Genomic DNA, 14,509 nt, shown 5'->3' with positions numbered 1-14,509 from the left:
TCGCATGGCCGTCGTCAACCTCCAGCACGTCCCGGTCCGGGTCGAACCCGGACGCCGTCTCACCCAGCTGTTCGCCGGGCTCACGCTCTACGGCGCGAGCATGGCGCTGCAGATCGAAGCCGTGCTCGGGCTCTCGCCGTGGGATGTGCTGCACGAGGCGCTGAACAAGGTCACCGGGCTCAGCTTCGGCACGATCACCGCGATCACCGGGGCGATCGTCATGCTGTGCTGGATACCGCTGCGCCAGCGGCCCGGACTCGGGACGATCGCCAACATCGTGCTGATCTCGGTGTCGGTGGACGTGACGCTGTTCCTCCTGCCGACGCCGGAATCACTGCCCGCCAGGATCGGGTTCCTCGGCATGGGCATCGTCCTCAATGGACTCGCGACCGCCGCGTACATCGGCGCCCGACTCGGTCCGGGCCCGCGAGACGGGCTGATGACGGGGATCGCCGCCCGGTCGGGGTTCTCGATCCGCTGGGTCCGCACGGGAATCGAGGTCGCGGTCCTCGCCACCGGATGGCTGCTCGGCGGCACCGTGGGCATCGGCACCGCGCTCTACGCCGTGGCGATCGGTCCGCTCGCGCAGCTGTTCCTGCCCTTCGTCTCCTGGAAGCAGGACTAGGTCTGGGATCATGGGACACGCGCGCCCAGGGCCTGGTAATCACGCGGGTTGAACGGCCCGGTGGGCGCCGCGCCACGGATGTCGAACCCGTTGACGGCGGTAACCCGCAGGCCGAGCCTGCCGACGGTGCACCGGCGCCAAGCAGATGAAGTGCAACCTCAACAGCTCGGTGCCGCGCGACCAGGCCATGGGGTTCGAGGTCACCGATTCGGCTGGGGCGCTGGTTCTGGCGTCGAGGTTCTGAGTGGATTCGGGGCGGGCCGCCAGGTCCTTCGGTTGGAGTACGACTAGCCCGCCTGCGCCGACTCCGCGCTGACCACGCCGTGCGTGACGCCGAAATCCCCGAGGATGTCGGAGGCCACACCCGCGCAAGTGAGCAGGGCGAGCAAGATGTGCACATCACCGATGAGCGATTCCTTTCGCGCCAACGCTTCGCGCAGCGTTTGCTCGAGAACCTTCTTGGACTCCACGGCGATCGGGACGCGCCACCGCGGCCCGAACCCGCGGCGACGCTTGGCCGGAGCCAGGGCGCCTTCGCCGTGGGCGGACTCGAGCGCCTCGACGACCGCGTCGACGTCGATGCCGACCTCGCTCAGCGCCGCGGTGTCCGCTTGGGACAGTCCGCCGCGACGGTGGGCCTTGGCGACCGCTTCGGTGACCGCGGCGGTGGTGACGCCGTGCGCGGCGAGGATCTTCGCGCTGGTCGTGCCGTCGTGCCTGAGCATGGCCAGCAGCAGGTGCTCGGGCCGGATCAGTGCGGCGTGCTCCTGTTCGGCCAGGTGGACGCCGTCGCGCACGATGACGCGGGCGGACTTGGTGAATCGCTCGAACATCTACTTCCTCCCGTATTTCTTGTGCACGGCCTGCTTGCTCACGCCTAGCTCGGCCGCGATCTCCTGCCAGGACCAGCCGTCGATCCGGGCGCTGCGGACCTGGACGGCTTCGAGTTGTTCGAGTAGTCGGCGCAAGGCGGCCACCGCGCGCAGACCGACCCTGGGGTCCTTGTCGCCCGCCGCCGTGGCCAACTGGGTTGCTTCAGCCATGTCGTCAACATAAGTTGACGACACCCGAGTTGTCAACCTTCATTGACGGAGGCAGGATCAGGGCATGCCGGGATTCGGAATCGCTGAAGCCGCGGGGGTGGGCCCCGACGGTGTCGAACGTCCCAGCGAGGACGTGGTGATCGTGCTGCCCGAGGCGGTGATCCTGCTCGACGGCGCCACCAGCTCGCGCACCGACCTGCCCAGCGGCGGCGACTACGCCCGCGAACTGGGCGCGCAACTGGCCGGGCGGTTGTCGGCCGCACCAGAGCTGGACCTGGCGAAACTCGTGGCCGGGTCGATCCGGTCGGTCGCTCGGCACAACGGGTTCACCCCGGGCGACAGCCCGTCGAGCACGGTGTCGATCGTGCGGTGGGACGACGCGACGGTGGAGGCGCTGGTCCTGGCCGACAGCCCGGTCGCCGCTTTCCTCACCGACGCGACGGAGGTGGTGGCCGACGACCGGCTGCGCGCGCTGCGCGAGTCGGCCGACACCGTCGGCGAGTGGCGCAATCGCGACGGGGGGTTCTGGGTCGCCGAGGCGGTCCCGGCCGCCGCCGAGAAGGCCGTGCGGGCTTCGTGGCCACGGGCCGACGTGCGGGCCGTGCTGATGGCCAGCGACGGTGTCTCGTGCGGAATCGACGATTACGGCGTGTTCGCCCACTGGGATGACATGCGGCGGATGGCCGAGGCCGACGGCCCCCAGGCGGTGCTCGACGCGGTGCGGGCCGCGGAGCTGACCGACCCGACCAGGGCGCGGTGGCCGCGCACCAAACTCCACGACGACCAGGCACTGGTGCATTTGGACTTTAACCAGTGAGCCAAATGACACTTAGCGTGACCTTTTTCACCAAGATCAATACACCCCGTAACGCTCCCGGACGCGGAGCGACTTCGTCAGTGATACCCGCGAGTTCACCTGGAGACGCTCATGCGGCAGTCGAGTTCCAGCACCGCCTCCTCGCCGGTACTGCACACCGGTGACAAAGTGCGCGTTCGCGGCGCCCAGGACATCCTCGCCACGCTCGACGAGGACGGGACCCTGGGCTCACTGCCGCTGATGCCGGAGACGCTGAAGTTCGCCGGCCAGGAACTCACCGTGTTCAAGAGCGCGCACAAGACCTGCGACACCATCAACGGCAAGGGCACCACCCGGCGGATGGACCGCGCGGTACACCTCACCGGCGCCCGGTGCGACGGCAGCGCGCACGGCGGCTGCCAGGCGGGCTGCCTGCTCTTCTTCAAGGAGGAGTGGCTGGAGAACGTCGACGGCACGCCGATCCGGCAGGACTCGCCACCCGCGGGCACGATCCCGCTGAGTCTGGAGGTCATCGAGCGGGGGACGACCGCGGGCACGGACGACGACGGCGAGCCGATCTACCGCTGTCAGGCCACCGAACTGGTCCGCGCGACCGACTACCTGCCGGTGCACGACGCGCGGCAGTACGTCAACGACGTTCGCACGGGGAACGTGCGACTGAGCGCGACCCTGTTGGCGCTGACGATCTCGGTGTTCAACAACTACCAGAAGCTCAGCCGGAAGCTGCCCGCGAAGCTGCGGATCCGCGACGGCAAGTTCTACCCGTTCTACGGCGGCACCGGCCCGGCGAAGCAGAGGCAGCGGGAGCCGCTCGACCTCAAGCCCGGCGAGATGGTCGAGGTCAAATCCAAGGACGAGATCATGCCGACCCTCGGACCGAACAACCGCAACCGCGGCCTCTGGTTCGACGCGGAGATGCTGCCCTACTCCGGGCGCAAGGGTCGGGTGCTCGGCCGGATCGACCAGATCATCAACGAGGCCACCGGAAAGATGATCAAGCTGCGCGACTGCGTCGTGATCGAGGACATCACCTGCGCGGGCCAGTTCAACCGGTACTGCCCGAGGTCGGACTACATCTACTGGCGTGAGGCGTGGCTGCGGCGGGTTCCCGACAGCGCGGCCGACGAGGCCCCGGGCGGCACGGTCTAAGGGTGGGTCAGCGGCTCTGCCGGACCGGTACGGGCACCGGGGGCAGCGCGAAACTGACCTGTACGGCCTGCCGCCTGCGGACCGCGGCGCGGTAGGCCGACAGCCACGAGTAGACGATCACCAACAGCGCGATTCCGCGCGCCCAGTTCACGTGGGCCTCCGGGTAGAGGACGCCCTGGATGTAGGTCTCGATGAACCCGTCCTCGTAGGGCGCCATGCCGGCCCGCTCCCGGGCCCAGTTCTCCGCGCCGGTGATCGGGCACGGCATCTGCCATACCGAGCTGACGACACCCCAGCCCACCAGCGACACGTGCGCCCACAGCGCTCTGGGCCAGCGCACGGCCAGCAGACCGCCGAAGACCAGGAAGCCGAGAATCCCGAAATGGATGGCGAGCAACGCGATCGCGAGAATCCAGGCGCCCAAGACCCACCTCCGTGCCGACGGTCACCACAGAGGGATTTCCCGTGGCGTGCCCTTCAAGTGATCCACGGCGACGCCGTGATCCCAGCGCGAGGACGTCCGCGGCGATCGGCCATGAGTTGTCACCTGGCGCTGATTCCGCGGCGGATAGTCCTCACGAGGGGAGTCGTCCGAAGAGCACAATCCGTTAACCCGGTTGCGAGATTCAGTGCGTCCGTTGAGCCGGTTTCTTTCCCACCCCGGTCCAGTCGAATCCGGCACGACGCAACACATCCGGGTCGAGCAGGTTTCGGGTGTCCACCACGATCGGCTCGGCCACGACCTCCGCCATCCGCACCCAGTCGAGGGTCCGGAAGTCCGGCCACTCGGTGAGCACGACAAGGCCGTGCGCGTCCCTGGCCGCCTCGTAGGGGTCGTCGACGAGGGTGACCAGCCCCAGCTCCGGCGCGGCGGCGGCGGACGTCAGAGCGGGGTCGTAGGCGTAGAGCTCGGCCCCGGCCTGCCGCAGCAGCGCGGCCACGGCGAGCGCGGGCGAGTCACGCAGGTCGTCGGTGCCCGCCTTGAAGGTCAGGCCCAGCAGCCCCAGCCGCACCTTGGACAGGGAGCCGGTGCGCTTGCCGGTCACCGCGAGGCGGATCTTGTCGACCATCCGCTGCCGCTGCCGGGTGTTGGTGTCGATGGTCGCGCGCAGGAGCCGGAACTCGAAGTCGGCGGCGTCGGCGACCTGGAGCATGGCCGCGGTGTCCTTCGGCAGGCACGAGCCACCCCAACCCGGCCCGGGCGTCAGGAACGCCTGCCCGATGCGGTGGTCGTAGCCGATGCCCTCGGTGACGTCGTTGATGTTCGCGCCGAGGCGCTCGCAGAGTTCGGCGACGGCGTTGACGTAGGACAGCTTCATCGCCAGGAAGCAGTTCGCGGCGTACTTCACCAGCTCGGCGCTCTCGGCGTCGGTGAGGACCGTGGGCGCGCCGAGCCTGGCGTAGAGGGCGGCGACCCGCTCGGCGGCGTCCTGCTTGTCGCAGCCCACCACGATCCGGTCCGGATTCAGGAAGTCGTACACGGCGGTGCCCTCACGGAGGAACTCCGGGTTGGACACCACGGCGACGTCGTCGCGGCCGAGCAGTTCGGCGGTGCGCTGCGCGGTGCCCACCGGGACCGTCGACTTGTTCACCACGACGCACCCTTCGGGGAGCAGGTCGCGGCATTCGTCCACAACGGACTCGACGGCGGCGAGGTCGGCGACGCCGCCGACACCCATCGGGGTCGGCACGCAGAGGAAGACGACCTCGGGGGCGCCCGCCGGGTCCGTCATCGCGGTGGCCGCGCCGAGCACGAAGCTGAGCCTGCCGGAGGCGAGCCCCTCGGCGACCAGCTCGGGCAGACCCGGTTCGAGGATGTCGACCTCACCGCGGACCAGCCGCTTGATCTTGTCCGGGTCGACGTCGGCACACACCACCCGGTGACCGAGGGACGCCAGACAGGCGCCGGTGGTCAGACCGACATAGCCGGTCCCGACGACCACGATTCGACGTACGAACATCCGTGCACTCCCAACGTAGTGAGCGCCGCCGCCCACGGTTTGCCTATCCGGCGGACAAATCGCCCGCCGGTTCCCGGGAAACCCGCCGGGTGCCCGCGAAGTCGCGCAACGCGTCTTCGTCGCGCAGGTCGACCATCGTGTTGCCCCAGCGGTCGAGCAGTCCGGTGTCACCGTCGGCCCGCTGTTCGATGTCGGGCCACGCGTCCGGGAACGGACCCGCGGACCGGTGTGCCAGCAAGCCGTCGTAGACCCCGACGTAGGTCCGCGCCTGGGCTCGCCAGTCGAGTTCGGTCTCGGCCCGCCGCCTGCCCGCCGCGCCGAGTTCCGACCGGCGCTCCTCGTCGTCGAGCAGTGCGACCACCGCGTCCGCGAATCCGATGGTGTCACCCGGCTCGACATAAACGGCACAGTCACCGGCGGAAATTACGGTTTCGGTCAGCCGATAGGCCACCACCGGTAACGCGAACGCCATGTATTCCATGGTTTTGTTCATGGTCGAGATGTCGTTGAGCGGACTGAGCGGATCCGGCGAGACGCCGACCGACGCGGTCGACAGGTACCGGGTGATCTGTTCGGGGCCGACCCGGCCGGGGAACTCGATGTAGTCGTCCAGGCCGAGGTCGGTGCACCGCTTTCGGAGGTCGTCGAGGCAGTCCCCGAAGCCAAGCAGGGCGAACCGGACGTCCTCGCGGCCGCGGATCCTGATCATGTGGTCGGCCATGTCGAGCACACCGTCCACACCGTCCTGCGGGCCCATGATCCCCAAGTAGGCCACCAGGTGCCTGCCGCCGCGGCGCAGGCTGTCGACCGCGTCGACCGGGCGCATGATCGCGGTGTCCGGGCCGGACCGGACGACGGCGGTGCGCTCCGGGTCGACACCGCCGCGCTCCCAGGCGATGCGCTGGTAGGAGGTGTTGGTCGAGATGACCCGGTCGGCCGTGCGGAACGTGCGGCGCTCCAGCCACTTCAGGATCGCGAGCTGCGCCCGCGAACCGAGCCCGGTGGGCGTGCCGAACCGCGAGAGGAACACCTCGGGGTTGAGGTCGTGGTGGTCGAAGACGAACTTGACCCCGCGCGCCTTCCACAGCAGGGCGAGCAGCCAAAACGTGTCCGGCGGGTTGCACGCCTGGATCACGTCGAAGCGGCGCCTGCGCGAGACGGTGAGGCTCAGCCAGGCGGTGCGCAGCCAGCAGTACAGGAACTCCCAGGCGTAGCTCAGCAGACCCTCGGCCTGCGGCGGCGGCTTGTACTTGTAGAGGTGCACGCCGTCGAGCACCGCGCGCGCCGGGTCGCCCGGACCCTTCGGGCAGATCACCGACACCTCGTACCCGGCGGCGGTGAGCGCCTGGCACTCGAGCCAGACCCGTCGGTCCAGCGGCACCGGCAGGTTCTGCACGATGATCAACACATGGGGTTTGCCGGTCAACTCGACGCTCCTGACGGTGTCATTCCAGGTCATTGCTGCCCTCGACTAGTGACGTCGGTGGACCAGGCCATGTCGTTTCCTCCGCGCAGCCCGCGCCACCTGGCCAGCACCCGGTCGCAGAGCAGGACGAAGGCGAAACAGCCTGCGTCGACCGCGCTCACCCGGCCCGACCGCAGCAGCTCGACCAGCTCCCGGGGCGAGATCGAGCCATCGGCGGGCGCGGCGCCGACACCTTCGAGTTGGCGGTTGGCCAGCCGCACCCGGGCGCGCCTGCGCACCACGGCCGCCACAGTCCGCGCCGGGCGGACCGTGCACCGGGCGCCGGTGACGGACCGGCGCTCGTGCTCGGCGAAGCGCCGGTGCACCCACCCGTCGTCGGCGAGCACGTCGGGCAGCGGGAACACCCGCTCGTGCCCGGCGGCGCCAAGCGCATAGACGCCGACCCCGGCGAGTCCACGGCGCGGCTCCATCAGCCGCTCGTGCACACGCTGGAACCGGGCGGCCACTGTGGACACCCCGGTGAGGTCGAACTCGGGGATGGGCGCGCACGCGGCCACGGCGCCGTCCGCGAGCGCGGCGACCAGCAGCCGGACGGACTCGATCGGGAGGTCCACATCGGCGTCGAGGTACACCCTCGGGAAGGTCAGGCAGGCTTCGTCGCCCAAGGCGAGCGCGTTGCCCTTGCCGGGAACCGGCGTCTCGATCACCCGGGCTCCGGCCGCGCGAGCGACCTCGGCCGTGCGGTCGTCGCAGGCGTTGGCCACGACGATCACGTCCAGCTCATCCGGTTCGGCGTCGATCAGCAGGGCCGTCAGGCAGCGGCCGATGACCTGTTCCTCGTTGTGCGCGGGGATCACCACGCAGGCGATCGTCACCGGTCGGCCTTTCCGGGATAGCGCAAGAACAGCTCCACGACGCGCCCTGCGTCGTCGAGCACCGCGGGCGGCAGCGACACCCACGGCTCGTCGGCGGGGACACCGTCCGGCCGGTGCCCGAGCTGGGTGCGGTGGGCGGCGAGAGCGTGCAGCTTGCGGTCGCGGACCTCCGCGGTGCGGACCGTGACCGCGCCACCGGTCAGCACGACCCGCGCGAACCGGGCCAGCGACGACCAGCGGGCGCCCTTGGTCAGCGGCCAAGAGCCCCACAGCCAGACCGGGTACTCGAAGAGCCGCGCCCCGGTGCGGTCGGCGACCAACCGGGCGGCGTGCCCCACGGCGCCGTGGTCGGGATGTGCCTCCCACGCGCACGTGCTGAACAGGTCCACGACGCCGCGCTCGCGAACCAGGGTGCTGATCCGCTCGGCGAGCGCGTCGACGTCCTCGGCGGCCTGGCCGTCGGGCAGGCCGAGCCAGAGCACCTCGGGTCCGCCGAGCCGCTCGGCGGCTTCGGCCATCTCGACCCGACGCAGGGCGGCGAGATCCGCCGGGGAGAAGTAGGCGCTTCGGTGCGAGTCGCGACCGTCAGTCACCACGACCACGGTCACGGGTGCGCCCGCGGCGATCTTGCGCAGGATGGTCGCGCCGCAGCCGATGGTCTCGTCGTCCGGGTGTGGCGCGAGGACCAGCGCCGGGCTCGACGACGCGAGCCGGTCGGTCCAGTCGCGCGCCGTGGCGAACAGCGCTCCCCGCGCGATCCGCCGCAGGCCGCTCAGCATGACGACGTCCCAAATCCGGCCGCGGTGAGCAGCGCGCGCTCCAGCCGGTCGGTGGACGTCGACCAGTCCAGCGCGGCCACCGCCGCCAGTCCGCCCGCCCGCAAGCGCGCCCGGAGCGCGTCGTCGCGGAGCACGCGGAGCACGGCGTCGGCCAGGGCAGGCGGGTCGGCCACGTCGGCCAGCAGGGCGCTCTCGCCGTCGCGGGCGAAGTCGTCGACCCCGCCGTTGCGGGTGCTCACGAGAACCGACCCGCACGCCATCGCCTCGGTGGCCGGGAACCCCCAACCCTCGTGCCGGGAGGTGCAGAGGAAAACGGAGCTCCGGTTGTAGATGTCGTCGACCAGCACCTCCGGTGTGGGCGATCTCACATAGTCGACCCAGTCGGGGAGTTCCGGGGCCCGCGCCTGCGTCCCGAAGGCGACCGCGGCGACGGCCGGGAAGGCCGACCGCACCCGGTTGAGGACGTCGACGGCGGTGTCGAGTCCCTTGACCGGAGAGGGGTGGGCGAGCAAGGCGATCACGGGGGCTCGGGTCGCGGGGTCATTGCGCACACGGAACGCGTCGAGATCGAGCCCGTTGGGCACGTGTGTGATCAATTCCTGGGACACGCCCAGGTCAGTGAGCACGTCGACCAAGTGCCGCGACACCGCGATCTTGGGCACGGGCAGCCGCAGCACCTCGCGGACGGCGTCCTCGGGGCCCGCCCAGGTCTCGTAGGACTGGACCAGATGCACTGGCGCGCCATGATCGGGGCGCAGTTCGGGCAGCACCTGCGCGGTGGTCCAGTAAGTCGCGACCGTGACATCGGCGGGTGGCAATGATTTTGGCTGGAATTCGTCGACCGTGGCAATCACCACACGGTCGTCGATCGGCATCCACCGAACGGCTGTGGTCAAACCGCCGGAACGCAGATTCTGCCGCACCTGGCCGAGTCGGCCGCGCAGTCGGGTGATCGGTTCACGGCGGGGCGCGATGGCCCGGTGATGCAGGACCTTGACAGCGTGTCCCCTGTTCACCAGCCTGTTGGCGTACTCGTAGATGACCTTTGGCCCCCCTGAGGGCACTCGGGGGAACATCGGACACAAGATCGTGACCCGCATGCGGTCGCTCCAAGGATGAACCCAAGACCGCGTGATCTCGCGGCACACCGACACAATTCGTTAATCATTTTCTAAAAGATCCGGTGCCGATCTTTGGTTGAACACCAGTTATCCAACCGTTACGCTCGCCGCCGAATCGTTATAAAACGATTTGATCGACGATCAATCCGGAAGGAACCTTCGTTGTGCGCAACGTTTTTCGTTTTGCATTTACCGATCATTCCAAAAACAAGCGGGTGGCCGGCGCCGCGGTAGCGCTCGGCCTGGCTGTGCTGACAGTCACCGCTTGCACCGCCGCCGAGGCCGCCGAGGCCTCTCCCGGCTCGATCAAGCACGCGAAGCAGCACAAGCCCCACCCGCGATTCGGCACCACCGCACCGGTCTCCACCACCTCCGCGCCCAGCTCGAGCACCACCAGCCCGACCTCCGCGCCCTCCAGCGCGACCTCGTCGGTGGTCCCGACGACCAGCGGCAGCACCACCACCACCACTTCCGCCCCCGCGGCGGCCCCGGTCGCGGGCTGCGCGGGCGCGATGAGCCCGACCGGCCTGACGGTGAACGCCGCCGCCATGCCGAAGCGCGACACGATGTCCATCACCCAAGCCGGTGCCGTGGTCGAGAACGTCGACGTCTCCCGCTACATCGACATCACCGCGAGCAACGTTACGGTGCGCAACGTCCGGGTCCGGGGCAACGGCGGCCCCAGCTACGGCATCTACATCCAGCCCGGAGTGACGGGGACGCGCCTCGAGAACATCGAGATCGGCGGTGGCGACAACGGCACGACGAAGACCGGTGTCGACGTCGGCGTGCTGCTCCCCGCGAACTCCGGTGGCGCGGGCTCCAACAAGGCGACCCGGGTGTGGGTTCATCACACGCTGGATGGTTTCCGGTTGGACGGCAACGGTTTGATCTCCTGCAGCCGAGTGTCCAGCTTGGACATGGCGCCCGGCGCGCACGGCGACGGCGTGCAGTCGACCGGCTGGTCCGGCTCGGTAATCCAGGACAGCTACATCGAAGGCGGCTCCAACGCCCCGATCTTCTTCAACCAGGAGAGCGGCAACCCGCCCATCGTCGGCGCCCAGGTGCTGCGCAACCGCATCGTCGGGATGTCCAACGGGACTGACGTGAGCTCGTTCGGCCTCTACGTCAACGGCGGCACGAGCCAGACCAGGGCGGTCGACAACGTCTTCGCCGGGCAGTACCAGGGCGGCCCGGTCAACTCGAACGCCACGTTCGCGGAGTTCAGCGGCAACACGTGGGCGGACGGCAGGCCGGTCACCCTTTAGGAAATCGGCCACTTTCTGTAACGCTCGGGCCCCGGGAATCGTTTCACTGCATATGAGTGAATCCCGGGGCCCGAGTGGCGTCCGAGCCGTGACGGGCCGACGTTGACCACGCCCGCCGACCAGGCGCCGCCCACCGGGCGGGGCGACAAGGCCCCGGGCGAGCACCACCGGATCTCCGGCCACAGCACCGCGGACACCACGGCCGCCGCGGCGGGCGGTGTCATGTGGAGCACGGTCGCGCTGCTCGTGCGCCAGATCGGGCGGCTCGGCTTCGCCATCCTGCTGGCCAGGTGGATCGGGCCCGCGGATTTCGGCATCGCCGCGGAGGCGACGATCTACGTCGCGCTCAACGCCATGCTGCTCGAGACCGGCTTCGCGAGCCTGGTCGTGCAGCGCGACCGGCTGCGCGACGAAGAGGTCGGCGCGGCCCAGACACTTTCGATGGGCGTGGCCGTCGTCATCACGGCACTCACGGTGTTGCTGGCCGGGCCCATCGCCGAGCTGATGAACTCCCCGCAGCTGGCGCCGGTGCTGATGTGGCTGTCGGTGTGCCCGATCCTCAAGGCGCTGGCCGTCGTGCCCGCCGGGTACATCAACCGGTACCTGCGGTTCCGGGCGCTGGCCATCACCGAGATCCTCGCGACCATCGCGGGCGGCGCCGCGGGCATCACCGCCGCCGTCGGCGGGATGGGCTACTGGGCGCTGGTGGTGCAGCAGATCTCCACCGACGTCCTGGTCGCCGTCTGCATGCTGGTCGCCAGCGGGTGGCTGCCGTGGCGGACCGACCGGGCGGCGATCCGGGAGACGGCGAGCTTCGGCGGCAAGGTGATCACCGGCCAGGGGTTGGGCTACCTCACCCGCAACCTCGACAGCATGCTCATCGCCAGTGTGCTCGGCGCGGTCCCGCTGGCGTTCTACACGATCGCCTACCGGGTCATGACGGTTCCGGTGCAGCTGCTCGGCAGCGCGGCGAACCGCATCAGCTTCCCGGTGTTCTCCAGGCTGCAGGACCGTCCGGCCGACGCCAGAAGACTCTTCCTGCGCTCCAGCCAGGTCATGGCCATGGCTGTCTTCCCGGTGATGATCGGCGTCGCGCTGGCCGCACGGGAGATCGTGACCATCGTGTTCGGCGAGGTGTGGCTGCCCGCCGTGCCCGCGATGCAGGTCCTCGCGGTCACCTCGATCATCCAGGTCCTGGTCACCGCCAGCGGCGCCCTCTACCTCGCGGCCGCCCGGGTCGATCTGACCCTGCGCTGGTCGATCATCCCGCTGGTGGTCTGCTCGATCGCGTTCGTCGCCGGTCTTCCCTGGGGCATCACCGGAGTCGCGGTGGCGTACTGCATCGCGACGTTCCTGCTGGCCCCGTTCCAGCTCCGCGCCGCGGGCAACCTCGTGAGCCTGCGACTGCGCGAGTGGGTGTGGGCCATCCTGCCGTTCGCCTGGGCGGGCGCGGCGGCCACGGTCTCCGGGCTGGCGGTGCGCTGGATACTCGCCGACAGCGCGTCCTGGCTCATGCTCCTGGCCTTGGTCGTGGCGGTCCCCGCCACGTTCCTGGGCGCGCTGGCCGTGCGCAGGCGTGACCTGATCCAGATGGCGGTGCGGGCGGGGAAGATGATCCTCAAGGGCCGCAGCGGAATCACGGTCTAGCGGCGGGTCACCGACCGAACCGCCAGTTTCGCGTACTCGAACAGTCCACGTGCGACAGTCCTGATGACCCGCACCCAGTTGGTCTTCACCCAGCCGCGCATCTGGGCCAGGCAGCGGATCTTGTCGCGGCGGCTGATCGGCGAGCGCAGGACCGCGGCTATGTACTGGCGGCCGATGTTGAGCACCGGGAAGGGAATACGGCCGTTCCACTCGGGATCGAGCACGAGGTAGCGGGCCCGCGCGGTCGCGGCCTGGCGCATGATCCGACCGGGGTGCTCCCGGTGCAGGAACAGGTCCTTCTCGACGACCCTGATCGGGCCGCGCAGCGCGAGTTCGACGATCTCGAGGCGGTCGGCGGAGTCGAAGCTGGCGTGCAGCGAAGTCTGCTTCAGCGTTTCCCGCCGCGCCACGCCGAACCAGGCCCAGCACATGTGGTCGAGTTCGGTCAGGTCGCGGAAGCGGACGGCGACATCCGGGTGCCCGGTGCGCGGCTCGTCCTCCCAGCGCCGGATCCGCTCACCGTGCTCGTCGATGTCGACCACCGTGGTGTGCACGCAGGATGCTTCTGGGTGGTTGGCTAGCTCCCCCACACATTCCTTGAAATAGCCCGGCTCGTACACGTTGTCCGAGTGCACCCAGGCGAACAGCTCGCCCGCGGTGTTGTGGAAGCCGTAGTTGTGGTTTCCCGCCGCGCCAAGGTTCTTCTGGTGCCGGACATACCGAACCCGCGGGTCGCGGGCCACGTACTCCGCGACGATCGCCGGGGTCGTGTCCGTCGAGGCGTTGTCGCAGACGAGCAGTTCCCAGTCGGCGAAGTCCTGGGCGAGGATGCTGTCGAGGGCGGCCACGATGAACTTCTCGCCGTTGTACACGGGCATGGCGAGGCTGAGCACGGGCCTGCCGCCCGGCCCCGCCACGTTCCCACTCGCGTCCGCCATCGGTGCCCGCTCCTCGCCGCTTGTCCGTGTCGCTCGTACTGGATATCGCCCACAAGACGGGTCCGGTTACGTCGGCGCGGTCACTTCGGCCAGAGGACCGGCGTGCCGTCGGTGAACCTGTTGCGCTCATAGGTCTGCGGCTGCACGCCACGGGGATAGACCGGTCCGTACTGGGCCCCGGGCTGGAACTCGTTGTCGGCGATCGTGACGTCGACGAGCGCCTTCCCGGTGCTCCCCTCGACGTTGTAGATGGTGTACCCGCCGCCCCCGAGGACGTTGCGCCGGACGATCACCGGCCCCACCTGCTGCCGCTCGGGCATCACATCGGGGGACAGCATGATCGCGGCGTTGCTTCCCTCGCCGGTCCCGACGTCGATCCGGTTGTCCTCGATGACGATGTCGCCGTACGCCTCGTCGGCCTGCAAGCCGTCAATGTGGCCGCCCGCGACCGGCTGGAAGTCGTGGAACCAGCTCCGGGTGATCCGCACATGGTCGCCGAGCTTGGCGCCGTCACTGCTCGCGCCGACGATCTCCACCGCACGGGCGGTCCAGTTGTTCCCGGCGATCCCCGCGTCGGTGTACCCGCCGCGAATGGTGACCTGCTCGATCGTCACCGAGCCCTCGCCCTCGGTGCGGATCGCCCACGGCTCGGACCCGTCGCCCTCGAACACGCTGCGTCGGATGACCACGTCGGGCGCGGCGACGGTGATCGCGCCGGTCACCCGCATCCGGTCCAGCACCGCCCCACGGGCGGTCACCGTCATCGTCCCGGTCGGGGTCAGCTCGATCCCAGGGGGCACGCCCGGCGCCTCCGGTGCGGCGGGCTCCGCCGGTGAACCGCATGCCCCCGCCGTGAGCGC

The 14,509-nt window shown here is 69.6% G+C and carries 16 protein-coding genes; 5 read left to right on the top strand and 11 right to left on the bottom strand.

Annotated features, from left to right (window positions below; genetic code table 11):
- The first annotated feature begins 4 nt into the window (after positions 1–4).
- Positions 5–625 carry a membrane protein YczE gene (gene yczE / locus ACUZ2Y_RS21900; protein WP_476321741.1) on the top strand — a complete coding sequence of 207 codons (621 nt, stop codon included), beginning with the start codon at positions 5–7 and terminating at the stop codon, positions 623–625.
- A gap of 287 nt (positions 626–912) precedes the next feature.
- Here the strand turns inward: yczE and ACUZ2Y_RS21895 are convergent, their stop codons facing one another.
- A complete protein-coding gene (locus ACUZ2Y_RS21895; RefSeq protein WP_476321739.1) occupies positions 913–1,458 on the bottom strand; it encodes a Clp protease N-terminal domain-containing protein in 546 nt (181 codons plus the stop codon).
- Positions 1,459–1,668, bottom strand: coding sequence for a sigma factor-like helix-turn-helix DNA-binding protein (locus ACUZ2Y_RS21890; protein ID WP_187218612.1), 210 nt, complete (start codon positions 1,666–1,668; stop codon positions 1,459–1,461).
- Positions 1,669–1,732: 64 nt separating this feature from the next.
- Here ACUZ2Y_RS21890 and ACUZ2Y_RS21885 point away from each other — a divergent pair, with 64 nt between their 5' ends.
- Positions 1,733–2,485, top strand: coding sequence for a hypothetical protein (locus ACUZ2Y_RS21885; protein WP_476321737.1), 753 nt, complete (start codon positions 1,733–1,735; stop codon positions 2,483–2,485).
- 111 nt (positions 2,486–2,596) lie between these two features.
- Complete coding sequence (locus ACUZ2Y_RS21880) at positions 2,597–3,634, top strand: hypothetical protein (RefSeq protein WP_476321735.1); 1,038 nt, start codon at positions 2,597–2,599, stop codon at positions 3,632–3,634.
- 7 nt (positions 3,635–3,641) lie between these two features.
- Here ACUZ2Y_RS21880 and ACUZ2Y_RS21875 read toward each other — a convergent pair whose 3' ends face one another.
- From ACUZ2Y_RS21875 to ACUZ2Y_RS21845, 7 genes are all read right to left on the bottom strand, one after another.
- Positions 3,642–4,058 (bottom strand): DUF2784 domain-containing protein, encoded by a 417-nt coding sequence (locus ACUZ2Y_RS21875; RefSeq protein WP_476321733.1) that lies wholly within the window; start codon positions 4,056–4,058, stop codon positions 3,642–3,644.
- A gap of 202 nt (positions 4,059–4,260) precedes the next feature.
- The gene (locus ACUZ2Y_RS21870; protein ID WP_476321731.1) at positions 4,261–5,595 is read right to left on the bottom strand and encodes a UDP-glucose dehydrogenase family protein; all 1,335 of its coding nucleotides are present in this window, start codon (positions 5,593–5,595) and stop codon (positions 4,261–4,263) included.
- A gap of 43 nt (positions 5,596–5,638) precedes the next feature.
- Positions 5,639–7,021 (bottom strand): glycosyltransferase family 4 protein, encoded by a 1,383-nt coding sequence (locus tag ACUZ2Y_RS21865; RefSeq protein WP_476321729.1) that lies wholly within the window; start codon positions 7,019–7,021, stop codon positions 5,639–5,641.
- Positions 7,022–7,050: 29 nt separating this feature from the next.
- Positions 7,051–7,896: a glycosyltransferase gene (locus tag ACUZ2Y_RS21860; RefSeq protein WP_476321727.1), complete on the bottom strand. Its 846-nt coding sequence runs from the start codon at positions 7,894–7,896 to the stop codon at positions 7,051–7,053.
- Positions 7,893–8,675 (bottom strand): PIG-L deacetylase family protein, encoded by a 783-nt coding sequence (locus ACUZ2Y_RS21855; RefSeq protein ID WP_476321725.1) that lies wholly within the window; start codon positions 8,673–8,675, stop codon positions 7,893–7,895. The genes ACUZ2Y_RS21860 and ACUZ2Y_RS21855 overlap by 4 nt, the downstream gene beginning before the upstream one ends.
- The gene (locus ACUZ2Y_RS21850) at positions 8,669–9,775 is read right to left on the bottom strand and encodes a glycosyltransferase family 4 protein (RefSeq protein WP_476321723.1); all 1,107 of its coding nucleotides are present in this window, start codon (positions 9,773–9,775) and stop codon (positions 8,669–8,671) included. The genes ACUZ2Y_RS21855 and ACUZ2Y_RS21850 overlap by 7 nt, the downstream gene beginning before the upstream one ends.
- Before the next feature lie 217 nt (positions 9,776–9,992).
- Entirely contained in the window at positions 9,993–10,370 is a 378-nt protein-coding gene (locus ACUZ2Y_RS21845; protein ID WP_476321722.1) for a hypothetical protein, read from the bottom strand.
- Between ACUZ2Y_RS21845 and ACUZ2Y_RS21840 the strand changes: the two genes are divergently transcribed.
- Positions 10,345–11,064: a right-handed parallel beta-helix repeat-containing protein gene (locus ACUZ2Y_RS21840; RefSeq protein ID WP_476321720.1), complete on the top strand. Its 720-nt coding sequence runs from the start codon at positions 10,345–10,347 to the stop codon at positions 11,062–11,064. The two genes, ACUZ2Y_RS21845 and ACUZ2Y_RS21840, sit on opposite strands and share 26 nt — an antisense overlap.
- A gap of 102 nt (positions 11,065–11,166) precedes the next feature.
- On the top strand, positions 11,167–12,711 hold the full coding sequence (locus ACUZ2Y_RS21835) for a lipopolysaccharide biosynthesis protein (RefSeq protein WP_476321718.1): 1,545 nt from the start codon (positions 11,167–11,169) through the stop codon (positions 12,709–12,711).
- Here the strand turns inward: ACUZ2Y_RS21835 and ACUZ2Y_RS21830 are convergent.
- Together ACUZ2Y_RS21830 and ACUZ2Y_RS21825 are read right to left on the bottom strand one after the other, a co-directional pair.
- Complete coding sequence (locus tag ACUZ2Y_RS21830) at positions 12,708–13,649, bottom strand: glycosyltransferase family 2 protein (RefSeq protein WP_476321716.1); 942 nt, start codon at positions 13,647–13,649, stop codon at positions 12,708–12,710. The genes ACUZ2Y_RS21835 and ACUZ2Y_RS21830 overlap by 4 nt on opposite strands.
- Before the next feature lie 80 nt (positions 13,650–13,729).
- Entirely contained in the window at positions 13,730–14,449 is a 720-nt protein-coding gene (locus ACUZ2Y_RS21825) for a right-handed parallel beta-helix repeat-containing protein (RefSeq protein ID WP_476321714.1), read from the bottom strand.
- Positions 14,450–14,509: the final 60 nt, after the last annotated feature.

It is taken from the genome of Actinokineospora sp. UV203, from assembly GCF_056323665.1.
This window is presented reverse-complemented; position numbering and strand designations above follow the sequence as displayed.